Origin of the sequence: Streptomyces sp. CC228A (assembly GCF_021390935.1) — a bacterium.
Classification (GTDB): Bacteria; Actinomycetota; Actinomycetes; order Streptomycetales; family Streptomycetaceae; genus Streptomyces.
On record NZ_JAJPUI010000002.1, the window covers coordinates 939,436 to 963,921 of the forward strand.

Genomic DNA, 24,486 nt, shown 5'->3' on the forward strand with positions numbered 1-24,486 from the left:
GGTCGTTCGGGTGCCCTTCCGGGGCCCGAGGCCGGCGGGGGCACTCCGGGGGCGAGGGCCCGTACGGAGCCGGTCGGCGCGGCACCGGGCACCTGCACGGGGAGCTGCGCCGTGAGGCCCGTACGGGGCCGGTCGGCGGGCCCGGTGATCGGGGGCGCGCCGAGAACACCCGCGCCGTGGGGGCCGCGCCCCGGCCGGTCGCGCACGACACCGCCTGAGGCCATGGGTGACGCAGGTCACCTTTAATCAAGTTTGACTACGAGCCCCAAGCGGCATACCTTCCAACAGGTAGTCAAACTTGACCAGCACGACTGCGCAAGGAGCCCGTGTGACCTTCCTCCCGGACACCACCGGATACACCCCCACCCCCGAGGACCGCGCCGGGCTCGACGCCTGGTTCGCCGAGTACGACGCGCGCAGCGCCCGGCGCGAGATCGAGCGCATGGCCGACATGGCGGTGTTCCCACTGAACCTGGTGAGCGACGACTCGGCCGGCAACGGCCGGTCGGCGCAGTGGGACCGGGAGCAGTTCGTCGCCACCATGACGCACGTCATGGGCGACGGCAGCGAGGACCTCTCGTTCGAGTCGACCCGGACCCCCGTGTTCCTCTCCCCGTCCATGGCCGTCGTCTTCACCGACTCCGTGATGACGGCGGGCGGCACCACCCAGCGGCTGCGGTACGCCGACATCCTCGTCCGGCAGGACGGGGCGTGGGCGTTCCAGACGATGATCCAGAGCGGCTGGGGCGACAACCTCTGACCGTCCGAACGTCGTTCGCCGGACGGCGATAATGCGTCGGTGAACACTCCTCCGGTCTCCCTGCCCGCGGAGCACATACCGCCGGGCACCGCCGAGTGGCGGTCCGCCGACGCCCGGGCCTGGCTGGCCGCCGTCCCCGCGCGGTGGGCGCATCCGCTGTGGGCCACGGCCGCGCTGGCGGGCGCGGCCGCCTGGTTCATGGAGAGCGGACCCGAGCCGTCCTGCACCACCGCATCACCGTGCGGGGTGCAGGACTGGCTCGGTTTCGGCCTCCTCACGGTGCTGCTCCTCACCTTCTACTGGCTGTGGCGCCAGCCCCGGCTCGCCCTCGCGGGGCTCGGCTGCGTCGCGGCCGCACTCGTCGCGGACGAGGTCGCGACGGGCGGCGGCTCCCTGGCCGAGCCCTCCTGGACCGGCTTCGTGCTGGCCCTCGCCTTCGCCGCCGCCGGAGCCCTGCACCGGCTGGGCGCCGCGGCCCGGCAGCACGCCCTGGCCCTGGCCGCGGCCGGCCCCGCGACGGCCCGACTCCCGCGCGCCGCCCACGCCTTCCGGCGCGGGCGGCTGTCCTTCGCAGTGGCCGCCGTCCTGCTGTCCGTGGCGGGATACGGCTTCTGGCAGGCGGGGGAGGAAGCCGACGCCTACGAGCAGCGGGCGGCCCGCCTCGCCCCCGTCACCGCGGAGGTCACCAAGTCGTCCGAGAACGACGACGGCGCGTCCGTGCTCACCCTGGACGTCGGCGGCCTCGTCGGCACCCGGACCGTGGAGACGCTGCACCCGGAGGACTTCCCCGTCGGCAGCCGCGTCGACGTGCTTGTCGACGGCGACTGGGTGCGGCTCCTGGCGGAGCCGTACGACTCCGTCGGCTGGGAGCTGCTGATGATGGCCGCGACCGTCCTCGGCCTGGCCTTCCTCGCCAACGGCGTCGACGGCAGGTCCCGCGCGGAGCGGCTGCGGCGGGGCCCGCTGCCGGTGCTGCGCGTACTCGTGCGTGAAGGCCACGACGACGCGCGGACCTGGGTGTACGCCGCCGACGACCCGGCCGGTGAACGGCCCCTCCTGCACTTCCACTCCCTCTTCGCCACCCCCGACGACGAGGACGGGCACGACGCGGAGGACGAGGAGGAGCCGGACGTGGACGCCGCCGCGGAGGGGCTCCAGCGGATGAGCGCGATCCTCAAGGGCGAGGACCCTCCCCCGCCGCTGCGCGAGGCCGTCCTCTACGGCGTGCCGTGCGCCGGCGCCGAACTCGCCTTCGTGGCGCGCGAGGACGAGGACGACCCGGAGGCGTCGGTGGAGTGCAGCGTCACCGCGGTGAAGCCCGCCGTGCCCCGCCTCCTCAGCGGACGCCGCCCCGGAGCGGAGCGCGACCGCGGCGCCTCCCCGCACGGGGGCGAGGCACCGGCACAGCGCCCGGCGGCGGAGGTCGCCGCGCGGATGGCGCCCACCGTCGCCCCCCGCGTGTACACCGCCCGCGGCATGTCCCGGGCGGTCGGGCTGGTGCTGCTGCTGGTGCAGGGAGCCGGCATCTGGACCGCCGTGTCCGACGGCCTGTCCTGGCGCTGGTTCTTCCTCCTCCTCACCGTCCCGTGGCTGGTGAACGCCGTGTCCACCGCGCTGAACTGGCGGATCACCGCCGACCGCCGGAGCCTGTGGGTGACGGGCGCCTGGCGGGTGCGCCGCATCCCGTGGGACGCGGTCACGGGCGTACGGCACACCGAGGACCGGATCGTGATCCGCGGCGCCGACGGCGAGCACACGTCCCTCTCCCCCACGGGCTGGGCATGGCTGGAGCGCCGCCTGGGGCGCGAGCCGCACGCGGTGCGCACCGCCGACGAGGTGCGGGCCCTGGTCCACGACCCGGATCTGCGGCCTTGGGAGGAGGCGTCCGCGGGGCAGCAGGGCATGCCGCTGGGGCCCGCGCTGGTGGCGCTTTCGGTGCTGTGGGGCGCGGCGGTGCTGCTCCTGGGCTGAGGGCCCCGGGGGCCGCCGCTGCGGTCCCGCCCGGCCGCCCGCCCAAGGAATCCGGCCGCACCCGGTGACCTGGAGCCTCCGCCGCGCGTCCTCCAGGGTGACATCGCCTCACCCTGTCGACGAGGAGCAGACCATGACCTTCCGCACCGCGCCCTTCATCGTGTTCCGGGACGGGCCGGACCTGCGCGAGGACCTCCGGCGGGCCCTGGCCTGCGCCACCTCGGAGGAGCGCCCCGGCCTTGAGCGTGCCCTTCTGCTGGTGGAGGCCCAGTGCGCGCGGTCCGACGACGAGGTGCTCGCGCGGTGGACCGCGAGCGTGCTGGACGCCGCGGGGCTCGACGCCGCCCGCGAGCACGTCCGGTCCGTCAAGGCCGTACGGGAGGCCGCGCCGGGCCTGGGTCTCGCCGCGGCGAACCGCCTGGTGCAGGAGGCCGCGCAGCGCTGAACCGCGCGGCGGCCACGGCGGACCCGCCGCCCCGCCTCTCCGTGTCCCGCGCGCGGGCGCCCCGCCGCTTCCCCGGCCCCGGCGGGCGCTCGTCCCGTGGGGGCGTCAGGCGGTGCGGGCGCGGCGGGAGACCACCGCCTGGAGGACCCGGCGGCCCTCGGCCGACAGGTCCAGGGCCCGGCGCAGCCCGTGGGTGGCGCCGTCCGCGAGGATCTCCAGCACGCGCACCTGCCGCCGCAGTTCGCCGGCGGCCAGGGGCCCGACGCCGTCGGGTTCCCCGGCCCGGCACCGCTCCAGGACCTCGGGCAGGTCCGGGGACGGCGCGGCGCACAGCCGGTGGTGCAGCTCCAGAGCGGCGAGCGAGCAGGTGTCGGCCCAGGCGCGCAGGGCCCGCACCTCCCACGTCGACGGTGCGGCGGCCAGCATCCGGCGGACCAGCTCCGCCTCCTCCGCGGCGTCCTGCGACGCGCTCGCCTCCACCGCCTCGGCCGCCTCCGCGAGCCGCGCCTGCCATGCGTCCCCGCCGCGCGCGACGCCCACCCACAGGGGGCGCAGCTGGTCGGCGGCCTCCGGGACGAGGAGCGGCAGGCAGCGGTCCAGGCAGGCGAGCGCGGAGGCCGCCAGGCCCCGGTCGTCGGCCTGGGCGATCAGCTCCACCAGGCGGGGGGTCGTGCTCGTGCTCGGGCTCATGACGTCTCCCGTCGCGTACGGACGCGGTACTTCCCCTTACTGCGCCGCATGACCGGAAAGCGTCACGCCGCGGTGGCCCACCGTAGCGCTACGGGCGGTCCAGCCGGTCCGCCAGACGGGTGAAGTCCGCCCAGGCGAGCTGCGGTTCGCGCGGGTCCCACACCTTCTGGGCCAGCGCCCGCAGCGGCAGCCGTATCCCCGCGGCCACCTGCTCCGGTGTCTGCGCGTTCGCGAGGTCGCACCACACGGCGAAGCGCCCGCCGAGTATCTGCCCGGAGTAGCGCTCCGGGACCGGCTGCGAGCCGCGCAGCACGAGCGGCGCCCACTGCTCGTAGACCTCGCGGCCCGTCGGGTACGTGAACTGGTTCGGCTCCCCGAGCACGTAGTAGAGGTAGCGGCTGTTCAGGTTGACGAGTCTGCGCCCCTCGGCCAGGTACGCGGCGGGCGGCCGCGCCCCGATCTCCCGGCCCGTCCAGTACTCGACCTCGATGCCGCGGTCCGCCGTCACCACCCCGCCGCCGTGGATGCCGTCGTTCCACGCCTTGGGCTGCTTGCCCGCCGCCCGCACCACCGCCGCGCGGTCGTTGAGCCAGCCGGTCGCCAGGTCCTGGACCCGGGCCCGCGGGCCGTACCTCTCGCGGGCCTCCGCCGCGAGCGCCGGGTACGTGGCCTCGGGGTTCCGGGCCGTCAGCGCCCGGTACTCGTCGGCGCCGACGTGGAAGTACGGCCCGGGGAACAGCTCCGCGTACTCCCGCAGCAGCTCGTCGACGAGCCGCGCCGACGCCGGGTTCGCGATGTCGATGGCGCCGCGCACGGGCGTACCGCCCGCGGTGCGCAGTTGCAGGGACGGGTGCGCGTCGAGCACGGCACCGAGGTGGCCCGGGGAGTCGAACTCGGGGACGACGGTGACGTGCAGCGAGTCGGCGAGGGCGATGATCCTGCGGACCTCCGCCTTGGTCAGGTGCTGCGGGGCGACCACCTCGGGGTGCCCGGCCGACTCGATACGGACCGCCTGGTCGTCCGCGAAGTGCAGGTGGAGCTGGTTCAGCTTCAGGTCGGCCAGCTCCCGTACCCGCGCCTCCAGCCACTCGGCGGTGAAGTGCTTGCGGGCGATGTCGACGAGCAGGCCGCGCTGCGGGCGGTCGGGGCGGTCGCGCACGACCCCTTCGGGCAGCGCGCCGCCGGAGCGCAGGGCCTGCTTGACGGTACGCGTGCCGTAGAAGACGCCCGCCTCGTCGGGGCCGCTGATCCTGACCCGCCCGTCGCGGACGGTGAGGGCGTACGACTCGGGGCCGCCGGCCTGGCGGGTGTCGAGGGCCAGCTCGATGTCGCCCGCGCGGGCGGGCGCCTCGCCGCGGTGGGCGATGCCCAGCTCCCGGGCGAGGAGCCGCGCCTCGTCGTCCAGGGCCCCGCTGCCTGCGGCGACGGAGACCCCGCTGCCGGGGGCGGGGCGCCAGCCGGGGCCGCGGGCGGGAGTGTGCTCCCGGACGGCGGGGATGGTGCGGGGCGGCTGCGACAGGGCGTAGCTGCGGGTGGGGCTCGGCGACGGCGCGGGGCTCGCGGCGGGGAGGAGGAGGGCGCCGCAGACGGCGTACGGGCCGCGGTGGCGGGGCTCGCGGCGGAACCGCCGCCCCCGCCTCCGCCGCAGCCCGCGAGCCCCGCGCACAGCGCCACGACCAGGGCGGTGACGGCGACCCGGCGGCGCGCCCGGGATATCCGCGGCCGCCGCACGCCCCGGCTGCCACCGCCGGGCCCGCCGGCGCCCGCACCGCCACCGGCCCCGCCGCGGCCTCCGGGCCCGGCGCCCGCACGGCCACCCATCCGGGCGGCACCCGCGGTCATGGCAGCACCCGCACCGCCACCGGCACCGGCACCGGCACCGGCCGCATCCGCGCCACGGCCGGGCCGGGCACCACTCGCCGCCCCACCGGACCCCGCACCGCCGCCGGGCCGGGCGGCGCCCTGTCCACCGCCGGATCCGTACGCGCCGCCGCGCCCCGCAGCATCGGCCCTGTCCGGCTGCACTGCCCTGCTCATCGCTCCACCACCGCCCACTCGCTCCACCAGGTGCACCCCGTCCGGCCACCCTGCCTCACCCGGCCGGCCGCCCCCAACGGACCCCCTGCCCTTCCCGCGCATCGAGGCCGACCGGGCCGCCCGGAGGCACCCGCCCCCGGGACGCCGCGCACCCGCCCGCCCCCACCGATCGTCCACCCGGAGACACCCGTCCCACCGGGCCCCGCACACCCGCCCGCACGGATCGTCCGCCCGGCCCCAGACCCACCGGGACCCACGGATCACCCCGCCGCCGGGCCCGCCGCCGCCCGGTCCCCCGGGACCGCCACCATCGTCCGGCCCGCCGCCGCCCGGCTCCACGGGCGCGGCCGCCGGGCGCGGATCCGCGTCCCCGCGCCCCGGACGAGGCGCACCACCCGGTCCGTTCACGTGCCCGCCTTCCGTTCGCCGCGCCACGGCCCCCCGCCGGTCGATCCGCTCGTGTTCCGGTGGAACCCCGACGCGCCGAGTGCGTCCATTCCTTGTGGCGAAACTCTGCCTTCCGAGTGAAATACGGAAAGGCTTGGGACCACACTTGCTCACCCTCGGTAGCGTTGTGTCGCTTCCCTCGCACCTTTCGCACGACTGACGCGCCCCCGGGCGCCCACCCCCCGCTGTCCCGTTCGAGGAGCCCACGCTGTCCCGCGAATCCGCCACCGGCACCCCGACGACCGTCAGCGCCCGCGGGCCGATACCGGCCCGGCCCCGCGACGCCCTCGGCTGCTTCAACGCGGCGCCCGCCGAGGCGGCGGAGACCTCGCTGCTGGCCTGCTGCGGCAGCCACCGCTGGGCGCACCGGATCGCCGCCCACCGCCCGTACCCCACGGTCGAGGCGCTGCTCGCCGCGGCGGACGAGGCGGGGTACGACCTGTCAGGTGCCGACCTCGACGAGGCCCTGGCCGACGAGGTCGCGCCCGCGCTGCCGACCGGCACGCCCGCGGCCGCCCACACCGCGCTGCGCGCCGCGCACGACGCGTACGAGAGCCGGTTCGGCCACGCCTTCGTGATCTGCCTGGCCGGGCACCCGCGAGAGGAGCACCTCGACGCCGTCCTCGGCGGGATCAGATCACGACTCGGCAACGAACCGGAGGAGGAGCGGGCCATCGCCGCCGACGAACTCCGGCGGCTGGCGCGCGCCCGACTCGCCCAACTCATTGGAAGTCCGGACAATACGGACTGAACCTCACAGTCCAGTAGCCCGTCCGTGGCTCTTTGCATGCCTGTTTGATCACACCCTTCGGACCCCGCGCGAGGGAACCGACATCGCGTCGCTACCATGACCGGGGCCGGTGGACCGTACCCGGCCGGGTCCGACCGACAGAGAAGCCGGCCGACCCCAATCCCGCTCCCGGAGGACATTTCCGTGCCGGCTGGAACGTTGTACCGCGGCCGGGAAGGCATGTGGTCGTGGGTGGCTCACCGAGTCACCGGCGTCCTCATCTTCTTCTTCCTGTTCGTGCACGTACTGGACACCGCTCTCGTCCGCGTCTCCCCCGAGGCGTACGACGATGTCGTCGCCACCTACAAGACGCCGCTCGTGGCGCTGCTGGAGTACGGCCTCGTCGCCGCCATCCTCTTCCACGCGCTCAACGGCCTGCGCGTCATCGCCGTGGACTTCTGGTCCAAGGGCCCCCGCTACCAGAAGCAGATGCTGTGGACCGTCATGGGCATCTGGGTGGTGCTGATGGCGGGTGCCATCTACCCCGTCCTCGGCCACGCCGCACGTGAAGTCTTCGGGAGCTGACGCCACACATGTCTGCTGACACCACCCCCGCCGCGGGTTCCGTCGAGGGCGCGAGCCTGTACGACGCCGACAACCCGGCCCCGCTGATCGAGCCGCCCCGCAAGCGGACGAAGAAGACCGCGAAGTCGACGCGCGGCAACTTCGAGATGGCCGCGTGGCTCTTCATGCGCCTGTCCGGCGTGGTCCTCGTGGTCCTGATCATCGGCCACCTGCTGATCCAGCTCGTGCTGGACGGCGGCGTTTCCAAGATCGGCTTCGCCTTCGTGGCCGGCCGCTGGGCGTCCCCGTTCTGGCAGGTCTGGGACCTGCTGATGCTGTGGCTCGCGATGCTGCACGGCGCGAACGGCCTGCGTACCGTCATCAACGACTACGCGGAGCGCCCGAACTCCCGCCTGTGGCTGAAGGGCCTGCTGTACACCGCGACGGTGTTCACCATCCTGCTGGGCACGCTGGTGATCTTCACCTTCGACCCGAACATCCGCTGAAGCCGGGGCTGACGAGAACATGAAGATCCACAAGTACGACACCGTCATCGTCGGCGCCGGCGGCGCCGGCATGCGCGCCGCCATCGAGGCGACGAAGCGCAGCCGCACCGCCGTGCTGACCAAGCTGTACCCGACCCGCTCCCACACGGGCGCCGCGCAGGGCGGCATGGCCGCCGCGCTGGCGAACGTGGAGGAGGACAACTGGGAGTGGCACACCTTCGACACGGTCAAGGGCGGTGACTACCTGGTCGACCAGGACGCCGCCGAGATCCTGGCGAAGGAGGCCATCGACGCCGTCCTCGACCTGGAGAAGATGGGCCTGCCGTTCAACCGGACCCCGGACGGCACCATCGACCAGCGCCGCTTCGGCGGGCACTCCCGCAACCACGGCGAGGCCCCGGTCCGCCGGTCCTGCTACGCCGCGGACCGCACCGGCCACATGATCCTCCAGACGCTGTACCAGAACTGCGTCAAGGAGGGCGTGGAGTTCTTCAACGAGTTCTACGTCCTGGACCAGCTGATCACCGAGGTCGACGGCGTCAGGAAGTCGGCGGGTGTCGTCGCGTACGAGCTGGCCACCGGCGAGATCCACATCTTCCAGGCGAAGGCCGTCATCTACGCCTCCGGCGGCTGCGGCAAGTTCTTCAAGGTGACCTCCAACGCCCACACCCTGACGGGCGACGGCCAGGCCGCCGTCTACCGCCGCGGGCTGCCGCTGGAGGACATGGAGTTCTTCCAGTTCCACCCGACGGGCATCTGGCGCATGGGCATCCTGCTAACGGAGGGCGCCCGCGGTGAGGGCGGCATCCTCCGCAACAAGGACGGCGAGCGCTTCATGGAGAAGTACGCGCCCGTCATGAAGGACCTCGCCTCCCGCGACGTCGTCTCCCGCTCCATCTACACGGAGATCCGCGAGGGCCGCGGCTGCGGCCCCGAGGGCGACCACGTGTACCTGGACCTGACGCACCTGCCGCCGGAGCAGCTGGACGCCAAGCTCCCGGACATCACCGAGTTCGCCCGTACGTACCTCGGCATCGAGCCGTACACGGACCCGATCCCGATCCAGCCCACCGCGCACTACGCCATGGGCGGCATCCCGACCAACGTCGAGGGTGAGGTCCTCGCGGACAACACCACCGTCGTCCCGGGCCTGTACGCGGCCGGCGAGGTCGCCTGCGTGTCGGTGCACGGCGCCAACCGCCTGGGCACCAACTCGCTCCTCGACATCAACGTCTTCGGCCGGCGCGCGGGCATCGCCGCCGCCGAGTACGCGGCGAAGGCCGACTACGTCGAGCTGCCGGACGACCCGGCCTCCCTCGTGCAGGAGCAGGTCGAGCGGCTGCGCAACTCCACGGGCAGCGAGCGGGTCGCCGAGCTGCGCCGCGAGCTGCAGGAGACGATGGACGCCAACGTCATGGTGTTCCGCACCGAGCAGACGATCAAGACCGCGGTCGAGAAGATCGCCGAGCTGCGCGAGCGCTACAAGAACGTCGCCATCCAGGACAAGGGCAAGCGGTTCAACACCGACCTGCTGGAGGCCATCGAGCTGGGCAACCTGCTCGACCTGGCCGAGGTCATGGCCGTCTCCGCGCTGGCCCGCAAGGAGTCCCGCGGCGGCCACTACCGCGAGGACTACCCGAACCGCGACGACGTCAACTTCATGCGCCACACCATGGCGTACCGCGAGGTCGGCGCCGACGGCTCCGAGTCCGTCCGCCTCGACTACAAGCCGGTCGTCCAGACCCGCTACCAGCCGATGGAGCGTAAGTACTGATGGCTACCCCGACCCTGGAGAAGGCGGCCGACACCGCCGCCGCCTCCCCGTACATCACGGTCACGTTCCGGATCCGCCGCTTCAACCCCGAGGTGTCGGACGAGGCCCAGTGGCAGGACTTCCAGGTCGACATCGATCCGAAGGAGCGCGTCCTCGACGGCCTCCACAAGATCAAGTGGGACCTGGACGGCTCGCTGACGTTCCGCCGCTCCTGCGCGCACGGCATCTGCGGCTCGGACGCCATGCGCATCAACGGCAAGAACCGGCTGGCGTGCAAGACGCTGATCAAGGACATCAACCCGGAGAAGCCGATCACGGTCGAGCCCATCAAGGGCATGACGGTCCTCAAGGACCTCGTGGTCGACATGGAGCCGTTCTTCCAGGCGTACCGCGACGTCATGCCGTTCCTCATCACGTCCGGCAACGAGCCGACGCGTGAGCGGCTGCAGTCCGCCGAGGACCGGGAGCGCTTCGACGACACGACGAAGTGCATCCTGTGCGCCGCCTGCACGTCGTCCTGCCCGGTGTTCTGGAACGACGGCCAGTACTTCGGTCCGGCCGCGATCGTGAACGCGCACCGCTTCATCTTCGACAGCCGTGACGAGGCGGGCGAGCAGCGCCTGGAGATCCTCAACGACAAGGACGGCGTGTGGCGCTGCCGCACCACGTTCAACTGCACGGACGCCTGCCCTCGCGGTATCGAGGTGACGAAGGCGATCCAGGAGGTCAAGCGGGCGCTCATCACGCGCCGCTACTGACCGCCCAGGCACCGCGCGAGGCCCGCTCCCTTCCCGGGGGGCGGGCCTTCGCCATGTTGGCCGGTACGCACGTAGCCGGAATAGGTGCAGTCGGCATGTAGTGGGAGCGGCAGGCGTGCCGATCACGTCTGCGTGTCCGCCGTCCCCGTCCGAGTGCGAGGTCCCCCATGGCGAACGACGTCACCTTCCCGCAGGACCGCACGTGCCCCTACCACCCGCCGCACGGCTACGCCCCGCTGCGCGCCTCCCGGCCGCTGGCCCGCGGCCGGCTCTACGACGGCCGCCCGGTGTGGCTGGTGACCGGCCACGCGGCGGCCCGCGAGCTGCTGGCCGACCCCCGGCTGTCCACGGACACCACCCATGAGGCGTTCCCGGTCCCCGCGGAGCGCGCCGAGGCCGTCCGCAGCCGGCGCCGGGCCGCCCTGCTCGGGCAGGACGACCCGGAGCACAACCGGCAGCGGCGCATGCTGATCTCCGGCTTCTCCGTGAAGCGCGTCGCGGCGCTCCGGCCGCGCATCGAGCGGATCACGGAAGGGCTGCTGGACGCGATGGAGGCGGCCGGTCCGCCCGCGGAGCTGGTGAGCGCGTTCGCGCTGCCGGTGCCGTCCATGGTGATCTGCGAGCTGCTCGGCGTGCCGTACGCGGACCACGAGTTCTTCGAGGAGCAGTCGCGGCGGGCGCTGCGCGGGCCGCGGGCGCAGGACTCCCTGGCGGCGCTGGAGCGCCTGGAGGAGTACCTGGGGGACCTGGCCGACCGGAAGCAGGCGGAGCCCGGCGGCGGCCTGCTCGACGACCTCGTACGGGAGCAGTACGCGCCGGGCCGCATCGACCGCCGGGAGTTGGTCGACCTGGCGTTGATCCTGCTGATCGCGGGCCACGAGACGACCGCGAACATGCTGTCGCTGGGCACCTTCACCCTGCTGCGGCACCCGGAGCGGCTGGCGGAGCTGCGCGCCGACCCGTCGCGCATGCCGGCCGCGGTGGAGGAGCTGCTGCGGTTCCTGTCGATCGCGGACGGCATGCTGCGCTTCGCGACGGAGGACATCGAGGTGGCGGGCACGACCATCGCGGCGGGTGAGGGCCTGGTCTTCCCGACGTCGGTGATCAACCGGGACGCGGAGGTGTACGAGGACCCCGACCGGTTGGACTGGGAGCGGGCGGCCCGCCACCACGTGGCGTTCGGGTTCGGCATCCACCAGTGCCTCGGCCAGAACCTGGCCCGCGCGGAGATGGAGATCGCCCTGCGCGCCCTGCTGGCCCGGTTCCCGGGGCTGCGGCTGGCGGCCCCCGCGGAGGACATCCCGTTCACACCGGGCGACACGCTGCAGGGAATGGTGGAGCTGCCGGTCGTCTGGTGAGGAGCCTGGACCCATGAAGATCTCCCTCGACAGCGACGTGTGCATCGGCGCCGGGCAGTGCGCCCTGACGGCACCTGACGTGTTCACCCAGGACGACGACGGGTTCGGCGCGGTGCTGCCGGGCCGCGAGGACGGCGGGGGCAGCCCGCTGGTCCGCGAGGCCGCCCGCGCCTGCCCCGTCCGGGCCGTCACCCTCACCGAGCCGTAAACCGACCTCACCCCCCTTTTGTCCGGCGGGTGCCGCCCCTGCACGGGCAGCACCCGCCGATCGCATTGAACATGTTCAAAAGAAGGCGTACAGTCATTCCCGACAGCGTTTTGAACGTGTTCAAGGAGGGTGGGGCATGGACCTCACGGTGGTTGCCTACGTCGTCTACCTGCTGATCAGCGTGGCTCTGACCATCTGGGTGGCGAGGACGCTCAGCAAGAACGGACAGGTCTTCCTCACCGACGTCTTCAAGGGGAACGAGAAGCTCGCCCCCGCCGTGAACCACCTGCTCGTGGTGGGGTTCTACCTCGTCAACCTCGGGTTCGTGGCCCTCTACCTCAGCCGGGAGTCGGCCGTCACGGACGCGCGGATGCTGCTGGAGGCGCTCTCGGTGAAGCTCGGCGTCGTACTGCTCGTCCTCGGCGTGCTGCACCTGTTCAACTTCTACGTGCTCAACCGCATCCGCCGCCGCGGCACCCTGGAGCAGCGGCAGCAGCCGCCCGTCCCGCCGCAGGCGTGGACCGCGCCCACCGCCCGGGCCTGATCCGCCGTGGAGCCCGTCACCCGGCTCACCGTGCTGTACGACCACCAGTGCCCGCTGTGCGTGCACATGCGGCACTGGCTGCTCCGGCAGCCCGTGCTCGTACCGCTCGACCTCGTGCCCGCCGGGTCCGAGGAGGCCCGGCGGCGGTTCCCCGCGCTGGACCACGGCGCCACGCTGGAGGAGATCACCGTCGTGGGGGACGGCGGGCAGGTCTACCGGGGCACCGACGCCTGGATCACCTGCCTGTGGGCGCTCGCCGAACACCGCGGCACGGCCCACTGGCTGGCCGGCCCCACCGGTCGGCCGTTCGCCCGGATGGCCGTCCTCGCAGCCGCCAGGTGGCGCGAGGCCACCGCGCCGACCTGCGCGGGCGGGCGGTGCGGGACCACGGGAACACCCCGTTAGGCTCCTCCTGTGAAGGAGCACCAGGAGCAGAAGGACGCGAAGGCCGGCGCCAGGGCGGCCAAGAGCGAGCAGACCCGCACCCTGATCCTCGAAACCGCGCTCCGCCTGTTCCAGGAGCGCGGTTTCGACAAGACCACCATGCGGGCCATCGCCCAGGAGGCCGGCGTCTCCGTCGGGAACGCCTACTACTACTTCGCCTCCAAGGAGCACCTGGTCCAGGGGTTCTACGACCGGCTCGCCGCCGAGCACGAGACGGCCGTGCAGCCCGTGCTCGACGGCGACAAGGACCTCGCCGTACGCATCCGGGACTCGCTCCTGACCTGGCTGGACGTGGCCGAGCCCTACCACCGGTTCGCGGCGCAGTTCTTCAAGAACGCCGCCGACCCCGAGAGCCCGCTCAGCCCCTTCTCCCCCGACTCCGTCGAGGCCCGGCGCGCCGTGATCTCCATCCACGAGCGGGTCCTGCACGGCTCCGACGCCAAGACCGCCCCGGAGCTCGCCCCGCTGCTGCCCCACATGATGTGGCTGATGCACATGGGGCTCGTGCTGTACTGGGTCTACGACCGGAGCGAGGGCGCCGAGCGCAGCCGCCGCCTCGTGGAGCGCACCGCACCGCTCGCCGCCCGCGCCATCACCCTGTCCCGGTTCCGGGTGGTGCGCCCGCTCGCCCGGCAGGCCCACGACGTCATCGTCGAGTTCATGCCGGGCGCGAAGGACGCCATGGAGCGGGACGCGCAGGGGCGGGGCAGCCGGGGGGCGGCTGCGCCGTAGCGGCGCCGGCCGGCCCCTCGGCGGCCCGGTCTAGAGCCAGCTGAGGTGCCAGAGCCGCCAGATGCCCGTGCCGTCCGACAGGTACTGGGACCCGGCCACGTCGCCCGTGCTCAGGACGTAGTCCTTCTTCTGCCACAGCGGCAGCACCGGCACGTCCTGCGCCACCGCCTCCTGGATCTGCCGGAAGTCCCGCACCGCCCGCGACCGGTCCGCACGGCCCTGCGTGGCGGCCACGAGCTTGTCCACCCCGGGGCTCTCGTACGCGTTCTGCAGGGCGTTGTCGCGGCCCACGAGCGGCTGGGTGAAGTTGTCCGGGTCCGGGAAGTCCGGTACCCAGCCCAGGCCGTACGCGTCGTACTCGCCGTTCCCGTACCCCTCCTGGAACCTCGTCCACTCGGCCGACTTCACCGTCACCCGGAACAGCCCCGACTCCTCCAGCTGCCGGCGCAGCTCCGCCGCCTCGGCCGCCCAGACGGCGCCCTCGCGGTGGCCGAGCGTGAAGGCCACCGGCGTCTCGACGTCCGCCTCCTCCAGCAGCTTCCGCGCCCGCTCGACCCGGCCGGCGTCGTCCGGGTAGCGGTCGAAGAACGGCGTGCCGTGGCCCAGGAACCCGCGCGGGATCAGCGAGTACAGCGGCTCGACCGTGGACTCGTAGGGGCTCGTGACGATCCCGGGCCGGTCCACGACGGAGGCGACGGCCTGCCGCACCGCCTTCTCCGACATCGGGGACGCCGAGCGCAGGTTGAAGACCAGCATGCGGATCTCCGCGCTCGTCGCCTCGGTCATCTGGATGCCGTCCTTGGCCGGGTCCAGGGCGGACAGCGTCTTCGGCGGGAGCTGGCGGTGCGTCACGTCGACCTCGCCGTCCCGCCAGGCGGCGGCGAGCTGCTCGCCGTCGGCGTAGTAGCGCACCTCGATCGACGCGGCAGGGCGGTCGTTGGCGCCCCGGTAGAGCGGGTTGGGCTCCAGCAGGGCGCGGACGCCGGGCTGGTACTCCGCGAGGACGTACGGCCCCGAGCCGTCCACCGCCGCGTCCTCCCGCAGCCCCTGCGCCGGGTAGCGGTCGCGGTCGACGATGGCTCCGGCGCCCGTGGCGAGCTTCTGCGGGAACGTCGCGTCCCGCGCGTCGAGGTGGAAGACGACGGAGCGGTCGTCCGCCGTGACGCTCTCCAGCGTCGGGAACAGCGGCGCGGGGCCCACGTCCGCGGCGATGCCCAGCATCCGGTCGAAGGAGTACTTGACGTCCTGGGCGGTCACCTCCCGGCCGTTGGCGAACGTCAGCCCCTCCCGCAGGGTGCACTGGTACGCCGTCAGCGAGGTCCCGAGGAACCCGCAGGTGCTCGCGGCGTCCGGGACCGGGGTCGTGGACCCCGCCTCGAAGGTCAGCAGTGACTGGTAGACGTTGCTGTAGACCGCCCAGGACCCGGCGTCGTACGCGCCCGCCGGGTCGAGTGACGTGACGGTGTCGGTGGTGCCGACCACGATGGGCCGGCCGTTCTCCCCTCTGACCGGAAGCAGGTGCCAGGCCCCTATCCCGGCAGCTACCAGAGCAAGACAAACTATGATGATCCGGACACGGATCGCTCGCATAACCGTGATTCCTTTCACGCCCTCCCCAGTGCGATGGCGCAAACTCAATCACAGGTTGTTAACTTGTCAAAGGGATAGGATTCGCTGCGCGGTCGCGCAACTACGCTTGACGCGATGCCAGTTGCACCACCGTGATGTCCGAGGGCGCGCCGACCCGCACCGGCGGGCCCCAGGCGCCCGCCCCGCGTGAGACGTACAACTGGGTGTCGCCGTACTGCTCAAGGCCCGCGAGGGTCGGGTTGGCCAGCTCCGCCAGGTGGTTGGCCGGCCACATCTGCCCGCCGTGGGTGTGCCCGGACAGCTGGAGGTCCACCCCGTGGCGCACCGCCTCCTGGATGAGCACCGGCTGGTGGGCGAGCAGGACGGCCGCGCGGGCCGGGTCACGGTCACCGAGGGCCCGCGCGAAGTCGGGGCCGTCGCCGTAGTTCGCCCCCGCCACGTCGTTGACGCCGGCCAGGTCGAAGCCGCCGGGGACTTCGACGCGCTCGTTGCGCAGCGGCCGCAGGCCGAGCTCGCGGACCTCCTCCACCCATTCCTCGGCCCCGGAGAAGTACTCGTGGTTGCCGGTGACGAAGAAGCTGCCGTAGCGGGCGCGGAGCTGGGCGAGGGGCTCGGCGGCGTGGCCGAGGTTCTCCACGGAGCCGTCGACGAGGTCCCCGACGACGGCCACGAGGTCGGGCTGCGTGCGGTTGATCGTGTCGACGATGCGCTGGGTGTGGGCGCGGCCGAGGATGGGGCCGATGTGGATGTCGCTGACCACGGCGACGCGCAGTCCGTGCGCGGCGCGGGGAAGCCGGGCGAGGGGGACGGTGACCCGCTTGACCTGCGGGCCGCGCAGCACGCCGTACGTGCCGTAGCCCACCGTGGCGGTCGCCGCGGCGGCGGCGCCGCCGCCCAGGACACGGCTGACGAACAGCCGCCGGGGCATCCCGCCGGCCGGCCCCTGCGGGCGGGCCTCCTCCCCGGCGGGCCCCTGCGGCCGGGGCTCCGGTGCCTCCTGCCCGGCGGACTCCTGCCCTGGCGACTGCGGTGCCTCCGGCTCCGTCGCCTCCCCCGCGGGCTCCGGCCCCGCCGCCTCGGCCACCGCCGTCGCGGCCGGGGCCGCGGCGGGGCGCGGGCCGCCGGGCGCCGCGGGCGCGGGTCCTGCGCCGGCCGGGGACGCGGCGGCGCGGCCCGCACCGGACGCGGGCGCGGGGCTGCCGCCCGGGGCGGACGCGGATGCACCGCCCGGCGCGGGGGCGTCGGCGGACCGCACGGGGTGGTCCGCCGACCCGCGGGGGCGGGGCCACCGCATGAGCACCGGGCGGAGCGCCTCCGTCACCAGGAGGGCGAGGACCAGGTACAGGAGCAGGGCCAGCCACATCTGGCCGGGCCAGGCCACGACCTGCTGGAGCCAGAACGGCGCCCCCGCGCGGGAGGCGGTCAGCGCACCGAGGGACAGCAGCGGCAGGGCGACGGCCGCCGCCGTGCCGGCCCGGCGCAGGGCGCTCCCCGGACGGGTGACGTCGCGGACGAGGCGGCGCCACACGTACCAGTGGACGACGGCGAGCAGGGTGAGGACCAGGGCCAGGACGGCGGCGAAGAGCAGCATGTGCGGGGCCCCTAGCGCGCCGGGTCCTGGCGGCGCAGCGCGCGCAGGCCCCGCAACCCGATCACGCCGATGGCCGTCCCCAGGAGAAAGGACGTGACGGCGAGCAGAAGATGGACCCAGAAGTACCCGGTCGGTTCACCCGCGTCGTCGAAAGCGAGGCCGCTCGCGTCGTTCCACAGGTTCTTGACGAAAGTGATCCAGATGAACCAGCTCCACACGCCGAAGGCGAGCAGGAACCAGGAGACGGGGCGGCTCAGCTTCATGGAGCCAGTATCGGGTGCACCGGTGTCGGCCGCGGAGCCGGGTGGCGGTACGTTCTCGCTCGTGCTTGCTCTCACGAAGGTCCCGGCCGCCGTCGCCGCCGCCGCCCTGCTGGTGCCCCTCGCCGCGGGTCCCGCCCTGGCGGAGGAGCCCGTACCCGCCCCGCAGCCGAAGCCGCCCGCCGTCATGTCGAACGTCGGCGGGGAGCGGCTGGCGAAGCCGGGCACGCAGGTGGACCTGGCGGGCGGGGCGCCCGTGCTGCCCAAGGAGCTGAGCGGCCGGTCGTGGATCGTCGCGGACGCCGAGAGCGGGCAGGTGCTGGCCGCCCACAACGCGCACTGGCGGCTCGCCCCGGCGTCCACGCTGAAGATGCTGTTCGCGGACACGCTGCTGCCGAAGTTCCCCAGGACGCAGAAGCACCGCGTGGCCCCGCAGGAGCTGGCGCAGCTCGGTGAGGGGTCCAGCCTCGTCGGGATCAAGGAGAAGAGCACCTACACCGTCGACGACCTGTGGATGGGGGTGTTCCTGCGGTCCGGGAACGACGCCGTGCACGTGCTGGCGGCGATGAACGGCGGCATAGCCAAGACCGTCGCGGAGATGAACGCGCGCGCCGAGGAGCTCCAGGCGCTCGACACCCGCGTGGTCTCCCCCGACGGCTACGACGCCGAGGGCCAGGTGTCGTCGGCGTACGACCTGACGCTGATAGCCCGGAGCGGGATGCAGAACGCGGACTTCCGGCGCTACGCCTCCACCGTGCGGGCGGCCTTCCCCGGGGAGGAGAAGCCGGGCAAGAAGCGCGGGACGTTCGAGATCCAGAACACCAACCGGCTGCTGACCGGGGCCGGCGACCTCCAGCCGTACAAGGGCATCGCCGGGGTGAAGAACGGCACCACCACGCACGCCGGGTCCACGTTCACGGGCGTCGCCGAGCGCGGCGGGCGCGTGCTCCTGGTGACCGTGATGAACCCCTCCTCGAAGGAACCTTTCGCCGTCTACAAGGAGACGCAGCGGCTGTTCGACTGGGGCTTCGCCGCCGCCGGGAAGGTGAAGCCGGTCGGGCAGCTCGTCCCGCCGAAGTCCGCCCGGCCGCAGGAGCCGGCCGGGCGGCAGGAGCAGGACGGGGGCACGGTCGAGGCCGGCGGGGACGCGGAGCAGCGGACCGGGGCCTCCCGGGCGTCCAGCGGTGCCGGGGTCGCCCTGGCCGTGCTCGGCGGGGTGCTCGTGGCGCTCGCCGCCGTCGTGCTGATCGTCAATCGGTGGCTGCCGCTCCGGAGGACCCCGGAAGAGGACCGGGCCGCACGTCCGTCCGGGGCCCCGGCTGCGGACCCGGCCCGGGACCCGGCTGCGGGCGTGGCTCCGGGGCCGGCCGCGGAGCAGGTCGCGGATCCGGCCGGGAGCCGCTCCGGGGACCTGTAGCCTCCCCGCCCTCCCGGCTCTCCTGGGTCTCCCGCCGGTCAGGGGCCTTCTCCGCCACCTCCTCCTGCCCGTCCGTCCGGGCGCCCGTCGCCGTCCACGCCGCGCACAGCAGCAGCAGCTTCGCCATGAAGCTGATCCACAGCAGCAGCGCCACCGGCACGCCGAACGCCCCGTACATCGACTTGCCCGCGACGCCCCGCATGTAGCCGCCGAGCAGCAGCTTCAGCAGCTCGAACCCCACCGCGCCGATCAGCGCCGCCACCACCAGGTCGCGGCGCGGCGGCTCCACCCCGGGCAGCAGCGTCAGCAGGTAGAGGAGCAGCAGGAAGTCGGCCAGCACGGCGACGGCGAGCGCGCCCGCCTGGAGCAGGGCGCCGCCCGCGCCGCCGCCGCCGATGCCGAGCTGGTCGGCGGTCCAGCCGACCGCTGTGGAGCCCAGCCAGGAGGCGGCGAGCGACAGCAGGGCCGTCACGCCGAGGCCCAGCAGGACCAGGGCGTCCTTGCCCTTGCGGACGACCGGGTTGCCCTCCTCCTCGTCGAGGCCCCACACCGCCCGCAGGCACTCGCGCAGGGAGCCGATCCAGCTGATGCCGGTGAGGAGCAGCAGGGCGCCGGCGACCAGACCGATGGTGGCGGCGTTGTCGACCAGGGAGCCGATGTCGAGCTGCTCGGAGATGCCGGGCACCTGTTCGCTGATCTTGCCCTCGATGGAGCGCAGCTGCTCGTCGCTGAGCAGCGCGGCCCCGACGGCGGCGCCCACGGTGATCAGCGGGAACAGCGCGAGGAAGCTGAGGAAGGTGATCGCGGCGGCCAGGCGCGTCCAGTGGGCGCGGTCCAGGGTCTCGTAGGCCCGCCACAGGTGCGTGCGCATGAGGCGGGCGGCCCACGGGCCGATGACGGGGAGCTTGGTCAGCCAGTCCATTCCGTACGCCTACCACCGCGGGGCGGCCGCCATGGCGTTCGGCGCACCCGCGGTTCAGCAGGAGGGCGTCGTGGTGGCGTGCTCGTCGACCGGGGAGCCCTGGGCGGGCACGGTCGGCCCGGCCCCGCCGCGGGCGAAGTCGTACGTGTGCAGCTTGCGCCAGACGGCGTCGGCGCCCTGCTCGTACAGGGCGAAGGAGCACACGGTCCACTCCGCGGCGAAGCCGGCGAGCTCCTCGTACGCCCGGTCCATCGCCTCGTCGGGGATGCCGTGGGCGACGGTCACGTGCGGGTGGTACGGGAAGGGCAGGTCGCGGGCGAGCGGCCCGTCGGCGTCCCGGATGCGCTCCTGGAGGCCCGCGCACTCCGCGCCGCCCTCGACGACCTTGACGAAGACCACCGGGGAGAGCGGGCGGAAGGTGCCGGTGCCGGCGAGCCTCATCGGGAAGGCCCGGCCGCCGGCCGCGACCCGGGCCAGGTGGGCCCGGATCTCCGGCAGCCGGTCCTCGTCGACCTCGGTCGGCGGGAGGAGGGTGACGTGCGTGGGGATGCCGTGGGCCGCGGGGTCGCCGAAGCCCGCGCGCTGCTGCTGGAGCAGACTGCCGTAGGGCTCCGGGACCGCGATCGAAACGCCGAGCGTTACGGTCCCCACGTCGTTCTCCTCATCCGTCGGTCACGCGGTGATGCGATGGTCCGGTCGTCAGTGTGGCGCCTCGGCCCGTCCCGTGGCCAGAGCCGTTTGGGCTCAGTGCTTCGCGGGCAGGAAACCCACCTTGTCGTACGTCTGCGCCAGGGTCTCGGCGGCGACCGCGCGGGCCTTCTCGGCGCCCTTGGCCAGGATCGAGTCCAGCGTCTCCGGGTCGTCCAGGTATTCCTGGGTGCGGGTCCTGAAGGGCGTGACGAAGTCGACCACGACCTCCGCCAGCTCCGTCTTCAGCGCGCCGTACATCTTGCCCTCGTAGCCCTCGACCAGCTCGTCGACCGGGCGGCCCGTGAGCGTGGACATGATCGTCAGCAGGTTGCTGACGCCGGGCTTCCCCTCGGGGTCGAAGCGGATCACCGTGTCGGTGTCGGTGACCGCGCTCCTGACCTTCTTGGCGGTGGCCTTCGGCTCGTCGAGGAGGTTGATCAGCCCCTTGGGCGTGGACGCCGACTTCGACATCTTCGCGCTGGGGTCCTGGAGGTCGTAGATCTTCGCCGTCTCCTTGAGGATGTACGGCGCCGGGACGGTGAACGTGTCCCCGAAGCGCTGGTTGAACCGCTCCGCGAGGTCCCGGGTCAGCTCGATGTGCTGGCGCTGGTCCTCGCCGACCGGGACCGCGTCGGCCTGGTAGAGCAGGATGTCCGCGACCTGCAGGATCGGGTACGTGAAGAGGCCGACGGTGGCGCGGTCGGCGCCCTGCTTGGCGGACTTGTCCTTGAACTGCGTCATGCGGGACGCCTCGCCGAAGCCGGTGAGGCAGTTCATGACCCAGGCGAGCTGGGCGTGCTCCGGGACGTGGCTCTGCACGAAGAGGGTGCAGCGCTCCGGGTCCAGCCCCGCGGCCAGCAGCTGGGCGACGGCCAGCCGGGTGTTGGCGCGCAGCTCGGCGGGGTCCTGCGGGACGGTGATGGCGTGCAGGTCGACGACCATGTAGAAGGCGTCGTGGGTCTCCTGCAGCGCCACCCACTGGCGGACCGCGCCGAGGTAGTTGCCGAGGTGGAACGAGCCTGCGGTGGGCTGGATCCCGGAGAGCACCCGCGGACGGGACTGCAGGGCGAAGCCATTCCCATGGGGCTGGTGGTGGGAGACGGGAGCGCGATCAGCAGAGGCCATGCTGCTCATTGTCTCAGGTCCCGCCCACCGCTCGTTGCCGTGCCTCACGCAACGACCGCGCGCTGCTCAGGCGGGGATACCCGGCGCCGGGTACTGCGCCATCAGGTCGGCGACCTCCGCGCGGACGGCCGCGAGGGCGTCCTCGTCGCCCTTCTGCGCCGCCGCCACCGAGCGGTCGATCCAGTCGGCGACGGCCCCCATGTGCTCCGCGCCGAGGCCGCGGGAGGTGAGGGAGGGCGTGCCGATGCGGATGCCGGACGGGTCGAAGGGCTTGCGCGGGTCGTAGGGCACCGTGTTGTAGTTCACGACGATGCCGGCCCGGTCGAGGGCCTTCGCGGCGGTCTTGCCGGGCACGTCCTTGCCCGTGAGGTCGATGAGGACGAGGTGGTTGTCGGTGCCGCCGGAGACCAGGTCGAAGCCCCGGGCCAGCAGCGCCTCGGCCAGCGCCCGGGCGTTGGCGACGACGGCGTGGGCGTAGTCGCGGAAGGACGGCTGGGCGGCCTCGTGGAGGGCGACGGCGATGGCGGCGGTCGTCTGGTTGTGGGGGCCGCCCTGGAGGCCGGGGAAGACGGCCTTGTCGATCGCCTTGGCGTGCTCCTCGCGGCACATCAGCATGGCGCCGCGCGGCCCGCGCAGGGTCTTGTGGGTGGTGGTGGACACCACGTCGGCGTGCGGTACGGGCGACGGGTGGGCGCCGCCGGCGATCAGGCCGGCGATGTGCGCGATGTCGGCGACCAGGACCGCGCCCGCCTCGCGGGCGATCTCCGCGAAGGCCGGGAAGTCGATGGTGCGGGGCAGGGCGGTGCCGCCGCAGAAGATCACCTTGGGGCGCTCCTTCAGCGCCAGTTCGCGGACCTCGTCCAGGTCGACGAGGCCCGTGTCCTGCCGTACGCCGTACTGCACGCCCCGGAACCAGGTGCCGGTCGCGGAGACGCCCCAGCCGTGGGTGAGGTGGCCGCCCATGGGCAGGGCCATGCCCATGACGGTGTCGCCGGGCTGCGCGAACGCCAGGTACACGGCGAGGTTGGCGGGCGAGCCGGAGTAGGGCTGCACGTTCGCGTGGTCGACGCCGAAGACGGCCTTGGCGCGGTCGGCGGCGAGCCGCTCGACCTGGTCGATGACCTGCTGGCCCTCGTAGTAGCGGCGGCCCGGGTAGCCCTCGCTGTACTTGTTCTGCAGGACCGTGCCGGACGCCTCCAGCACGGCGGCGGACACGTAGTTCTCGCTGGGGATCAGGCGGAGGGTCTCCGCCTGGAGGCGCTCCTCCGCGCCGACGAGCGCGGCCAGCTCGGGGTCGGCGGCGGCGAGGGCGGGGTGGTGGGCGGCGGGTGCGGGCATGGCGTCCTCCGGGGGCAGCGCGTCGGTCGTGAGCCGGGGTGCCCAGGCGGGCGGCACCCTGTGCGGTCTGCCGCACGCGGCTTCCCCGGGGTCGTTTCCCCGTACGCCAGTCGCCGCGCGTACCCCCCACCTTAACCGCGGGGCCGGGGGCCTGGTTTCCCCGTCCGCATCGCGAGCGACGATAGAGACCAGAGCACCACCTGGGCTCTACGACCGGCCGTACAAAGACGAACGGAGACCCCGTGTCGAGCACCACTGAGAAGGCGATCGCCTCCGCCGAGGCGCACAGCGCGCACAACTACCACCCGCTGCCCGTCGTCGTGGCGACGGCGGAGGGCGCCTGGATGACGGACATCGAGGGGCGGCGCTACCTCGACATGCTGGCCGGGTACTCGGCCCTGAACTTCGGGCACGGCAACCGCCGCCTCGTCGACGCCGCGAAGGCGCAGCTGGAGCGGGTGACGCTGACGTCCCGCGCCTTCCACCACGACCGGTTCGCGGAGTTCTGCGAGCAGCTCGCCGCATTCTGCGGCATGGAGATGGTGCTGCCGATGAACACGGGCGCGGAGGCGGTGGAGACCGCCGTGAAGACCGCCCGGAAGTGGGGCTACCGCGTCAAGGGCGTCCCCGACGGCACCGCGAAGATCATCGTGGCGGCGGACAACTTCCACGGCCGGACGACGACGATCGTCAGCTTCTCGACGGACCCGGAGGCGCGGGCGGACTACGGCCCGTACACGCCGGGCTTCGAGATCGTGCCCTACGGCGACCTCGGGGCGCTGCGGGAGGCCATGACCGACAACACGGTGGCGGTGCTGCTGGAGCCGATCCAGGGCGAGGCCGGCGTGCTGGTGCCGCCGCCGGGCTACCTGGCGGGTGTGCGGGAGCTGACGCGGGAGCGGAACGTCCTGTTCGTCGCGGACGAGATCCAGTCGGGCCTCGGCCGTACGGGGCGGACGTTCGCGTGCGAGCACGAGGGCGTCGTGCCGGACATGTACGTGCTCGGCAAGGCGCTGGGCGGCGGCGTCGTCCCGGTGTCGGCGGTGGTGTCCAGCGCCGCGGTGCTGGGCGTGCACCGGCCGGGTGAGCACGGCTCGACGTTCGGCGGCAACCCGCTGGCCTGCGCGGTGGCGCTGGAGGTGCTGGCGATGCTGCGCACCGGCGAGTACCAGCAGCGCGCGGCGGAGCTCGGCGAGCACCTGCACCAGGAGCTGGGTCTGCTGGTCGGCGGTGGCGCGGTGGAGGCGGTGCGCGGGCGCGGCCTGTGGGCCGGCGTCGACGTCACGCCGTCGAAGGGCACGGGGCGGGAGGTCTCGGAGCGGCTGATGCAGCGGGGCGTCCTGGTGAAGGACACCCACGGCTCCACGATCCGCATCGCCCCGCCGCTGGTGATCAGCAAGGAGGACCTGGACTGGGGCCTCGACCAGCTGCGGGAGGTGCTGGGGGCCTGACGGGCGGGCGCCGTCCGGCGGGACCGGCGCGGGCGGGCGCCGTCCGGCGGGGGCCTCCCCACCGGGCGGCGCCCCACCGGACGACGTGGCCGCGTGCGGCGGGACCGGCGTACGCCCCGGAGGGGTGTACGGCC

Annotated in this window: 23 protein-coding genes, 1 pseudogene and 1 riboswitch; of the genes and pseudogenes, 15 read left to right on the forward strand and 9 right to left on the reverse strand. The window is 73.5% G+C overall.

Annotated elements, in window-relative coordinates; genetic code table 11:
- Positions 1-328 precede the first annotated feature (328 nt).
- The 3 genes from L6E17_RS09585 to L6E17_RS09595 all read left to right on the forward strand — a co-directional run bounded on the left by L6E17_RS09585 (position 329) and on the right by L6E17_RS09595 (position 3,176).
- Positions 329-760: a DUF4440 domain-containing protein gene (locus tag L6E17_RS09585; protein ID WP_236240308.1), complete on the forward strand. Its 432-nt coding sequence runs from the start codon at positions 329-331 to the stop codon at positions 758-760.
- 39 nt (positions 761-799) lie between these two features.
- A complete protein-coding gene (locus L6E17_RS09590) occupies positions 800-2,731 on the forward strand; it encodes a hypothetical protein (RefSeq protein ID WP_236240309.1) in 1,932 nt (643 codons plus the stop codon).
- Between the two features lie 133 nt (positions 2,732-2,864).
- Entirely contained in the window at positions 2,865-3,176 is a 312-nt protein-coding gene (locus L6E17_RS09595; protein WP_236240310.1) for a hypothetical protein, read from the forward strand.
- 105 nt (positions 3,177-3,281) lie between these two features.
- Here L6E17_RS09595 and L6E17_RS09600 read toward each other — a convergent pair whose 3' ends face one another.
- A complete protein-coding gene (locus L6E17_RS09600) occupies positions 3,282-3,866 on the reverse strand; it encodes a hypothetical protein (RefSeq protein WP_236240311.1) in 585 nt (194 codons plus the stop codon).
- An 88-nt stretch (positions 3,867-3,954) separates the two neighbouring features.
- Positions 3,955-5,532: a glycoside hydrolase family 20 protein gene (locus L6E17_RS09605; RefSeq protein WP_374109021.1), complete on the reverse strand. Its 1,578-nt coding sequence runs from the start codon at positions 5,530-5,532 to the stop codon at positions 3,955-3,957.
- A 1,152-nt stretch (positions 5,533-6,684) separates the two neighbouring features.
- On the opposite strand from L6E17_RS09605, the gene L6E17_RS09610 reads away from it, so the two are divergent.
- From L6E17_RS09610 to L6E17_RS09655, 10 genes are all read left to right on the forward strand, one after another.
- A complete protein-coding gene (locus L6E17_RS09610; protein WP_374109029.1) occupies positions 6,685-7,101 on the forward strand; it encodes a 2-oxo-4-hydroxy-4-carboxy-5-ureidoimidazoline decarboxylase in 417 nt (138 codons plus the stop codon).
- 183 nt (positions 7,102-7,284) lie between these two features.
- The gene (sdhC, locus tag L6E17_RS09615) at positions 7,285-7,665 is read left to right on the forward strand and encodes a succinate dehydrogenase, cytochrome b556 subunit (RefSeq protein WP_308315852.1); all 381 of its coding nucleotides are present in this window, start codon (positions 7,285-7,287) and stop codon (positions 7,663-7,665) included.
- 8 nt (positions 7,666-7,673) lie between these two features.
- Entirely contained in the window at positions 7,674-8,150 is a 477-nt protein-coding gene (locus tag L6E17_RS09620) for a succinate dehydrogenase hydrophobic membrane anchor subunit (RefSeq protein WP_236240312.1), read from the forward strand.
- 19 nt (positions 8,151-8,169) lie between these two features.
- Positions 8,170-9,924: a succinate dehydrogenase flavoprotein subunit gene (gene sdhA, locus L6E17_RS09625; RefSeq protein WP_236240313.1), complete on the forward strand. Its 1,755-nt coding sequence runs from the start codon at positions 8,170-8,172 to the stop codon at positions 9,922-9,924.
- Positions 9,924-10,682, forward strand: coding sequence for a succinate dehydrogenase iron-sulfur subunit (locus tag L6E17_RS09630; RefSeq protein WP_071265587.1), 759 nt, complete (start codon positions 9,924-9,926; stop codon positions 10,680-10,682). The genes sdhA and L6E17_RS09630 overlap by 1 nt, the downstream gene beginning before the upstream one ends.
- Positions 10,683-10,849: 167 nt before the next feature.
- On the forward strand, positions 10,850-12,040 hold the full coding sequence (locus tag L6E17_RS09635) for a cytochrome P450 (protein ID WP_236240314.1): 1,191 nt from the start codon (positions 10,850-10,852) through the stop codon (positions 12,038-12,040).
- Positions 12,041-12,053: 13 nt separating this feature from the next.
- Positions 12,054-12,248, forward strand: a complete 195-nt coding sequence (locus tag L6E17_RS09640) for a ferredoxin (protein WP_236240315.1) — start codon at positions 12,054-12,056, stop codon at positions 12,246-12,248.
- A 136-nt stretch (positions 12,249-12,384) separates the two neighbouring features.
- Entirely contained in the window at positions 12,385-12,792 is a 408-nt protein-coding gene (locus L6E17_RS09645; RefSeq protein ID WP_236240316.1) for a hypothetical protein, read from the forward strand.
- Between the two features lie 66 nt (positions 12,793-12,858).
- The gene (locus L6E17_RS09650) at positions 12,859-13,197 is read left to right on the forward strand and encodes a hypothetical protein (protein ID WP_236240427.1); all 339 of its coding nucleotides are present in this window, start codon (positions 12,859-12,861) and stop codon (positions 13,195-13,197) included.
- 9 nt (positions 13,198-13,206) lie between these two features.
- Positions 13,207-13,968: a TetR/AcrR family transcriptional regulator gene (locus L6E17_RS09655; protein WP_236240317.1), complete on the forward strand. Its 762-nt coding sequence runs from the start codon at positions 13,207-13,209 to the stop codon at positions 13,966-13,968.
- Between the two features lie 30 nt (positions 13,969-13,998).
- Here L6E17_RS09655 and L6E17_RS09660 read toward each other — a convergent pair whose 3' ends face one another.
- From L6E17_RS09660 to L6E17_RS09670, 3 genes are all read right to left on the reverse strand, one after another.
- Positions 13,999-15,558 carry an ABC transporter substrate-binding protein gene (locus tag L6E17_RS09660; protein WP_236240318.1) on the reverse strand — a complete coding sequence of 520 codons (1,560 nt, stop codon included), beginning with the start codon at positions 15,556-15,558 and terminating at the stop codon, positions 13,999-14,001.
- Between the two features lie 100 nt (positions 15,559-15,658).
- Complete coding sequence (locus tag L6E17_RS09665; protein WP_236240319.1) at positions 15,659-17,149, reverse strand: metallophosphoesterase; 1,491 nt, start codon at positions 17,147-17,149, stop codon at positions 15,659-15,661.
- Between the two features lie 11 nt (positions 17,150-17,160).
- The gene (locus L6E17_RS09670; protein ID WP_236240320.1) at positions 17,161-17,412 is read right to left on the reverse strand and encodes an SCO4848 family membrane protein; all 252 of its coding nucleotides are present in this window, start codon (positions 17,410-17,412) and stop codon (positions 17,161-17,163) included.
- Between the two features lie 184 nt (positions 17,413-17,596).
- On the opposite strand from L6E17_RS09670, the pseudogene L6E17_RS09675 reads away from it, so the two are divergent.
- Positions 17,597-18,319 (forward strand): annotated as a pseudogene (locus tag L6E17_RS09675) (D-alanyl-D-alanine carboxypeptidase family protein); the annotation flags it as partial.
- A 340-nt stretch (positions 18,320-18,659) separates the two neighbouring features.
- On the opposite strand, the gene L6E17_RS09680 reads toward L6E17_RS09675, so the two are convergent.
- The 4 genes from L6E17_RS09680 to glyA form a co-directional block, all read right to left on the reverse strand.
- The gene (locus L6E17_RS09680; RefSeq protein ID WP_308315854.1) at positions 18,660-19,748 is read right to left on the reverse strand and encodes a YihY/virulence factor BrkB family protein; all 1,089 of its coding nucleotides are present in this window, start codon (positions 19,746-19,748) and stop codon (positions 18,660-18,662) included.
- A gap of 54 nt (positions 19,749-19,802) precedes the next feature.
- A complete protein-coding gene (locus tag L6E17_RS09685) occupies positions 19,803-20,399 on the reverse strand; it encodes a 2'-5' RNA ligase family protein (RefSeq protein ID WP_236240322.1) in 597 nt (198 codons plus the stop codon).
- Between the two features lie 93 nt (positions 20,400-20,492).
- A complete protein-coding gene (gene trpS, locus L6E17_RS09690) occupies positions 20,493-21,563 on the reverse strand; it encodes a tryptophan--tRNA ligase (protein WP_268984904.1) in 1,071 nt (356 codons plus the stop codon).
- A gap of 66 nt (positions 21,564-21,629) precedes the next feature.
- Positions 21,630-22,901 (reverse strand): serine hydroxymethyltransferase, encoded by a 1,272-nt coding sequence (glyA, locus tag L6E17_RS09695; RefSeq protein ID WP_236240323.1) that lies wholly within the window; start codon positions 22,899-22,901, stop codon positions 21,630-21,632.
- 33 nt (positions 22,902-22,934) lie between these two features.
- Positions 22,935-23,025, reverse strand: a riboswitch (ZMP/ZTP riboswitch).
- Between the two features lie 118 nt (positions 23,026-23,143).
- Here glyA and rocD point away from each other — a divergent pair.
- The gene (rocD, locus tag L6E17_RS09700; RefSeq protein ID WP_236240324.1) at positions 23,144-24,352 is read left to right on the forward strand and encodes an ornithine--oxo-acid transaminase; all 1,209 of its coding nucleotides are present in this window, start codon (positions 23,144-23,146) and stop codon (positions 24,350-24,352) included.
- Positions 24,353-24,486 lie beyond the last annotated feature (134 nt).

Coding starts and splice junctions, on each gene's coding strand:
- trpS (WP_268984904.1), bottom strand. CDS start 21,563: ATGGCCTCTGCTGATCGCGCTCCCGTCTCCCACCACCAGCCCCATGGG.
- L6E17_RS09595 (WP_236240310.1), top strand. CDS start 2,865: ATGACCTTCCGCACCGCGCCCTTCATCGTGTTCCGGGACGGGCCGGAC.
- L6E17_RS09665 (WP_236240319.1), bottom strand. CDS start 17,149: ATGCTGCTCTTCGCCGCCGTCCTGGCCCTGGTCCTCACCCTGCTCGCC.
- L6E17_RS09660 (WP_236240318.1), bottom strand. CDS start 15,558: ATGCGAGCGATCCGTGTCCGGATCATCATAGTTTGTCTTGCTCTGGTA.
- sdhA (WP_236240313.1), top strand. CDS start 8,170: ATGAAGATCCACAAGTACGACACCGTCATCGTCGGCGCCGGCGGCGCC.
- L6E17_RS09670 (WP_236240320.1), bottom strand. CDS start 17,412: ATGAAGCTGAGCCGCCCCGTCTCCTGGTTCCTGCTCGCCTTCGGCGTG.
- L6E17_RS09635 (WP_236240314.1), top strand. CDS start 10,850: ATGGCGAACGACGTCACCTTCCCGCAGGACCGCACGTGCCCCTACCAC.
- L6E17_RS09650 (WP_236240427.1), top strand. CDS start 12,859: ATGCGGCACTGGCTGCTCCGGCAGCCCGTGCTCGTACCGCTCGACCTC.
- L6E17_RS09680 (WP_308315854.1), bottom strand. CDS start 19,748: ATGGACTGGCTGACCAAGCTCCCCGTCATCGGCCCGTGGGCCGCCCGC.
- L6E17_RS09630 (WP_071265587.1), top strand. CDS start 9,924: ATGGCTACCCCGACCCTGGAGAAGGCGGCCGACACCGCCGCCGCCTCC.
- L6E17_RS09645 (WP_236240316.1), top strand. CDS start 12,385: ATGGACCTCACGGTGGTTGCCTACGTCGTCTACCTGCTGATCAGCGTG.
- L6E17_RS09600 (WP_236240311.1), bottom strand. CDS start 3,866: ATGAGCCCGAGCACGAGCACGACCCCCCGCCTGGTGGAGCTGATCGCC.
- L6E17_RS09640 (WP_236240315.1), top strand. CDS start 12,054: ATGAAGATCTCCCTCGACAGCGACGTGTGCATCGGCGCCGGGCAGTGC.
- L6E17_RS09620 (WP_236240312.1), top strand. CDS start 7,674: ATGTCTGCTGACACCACCCCCGCCGCGGGTTCCGTCGAGGGCGCGAGC.
- glyA (WP_236240323.1), bottom strand. CDS start 22,901: ATGCCCGCACCCGCCGCCCACCACCCCGCCCTCGCCGCCGCCGACCCC.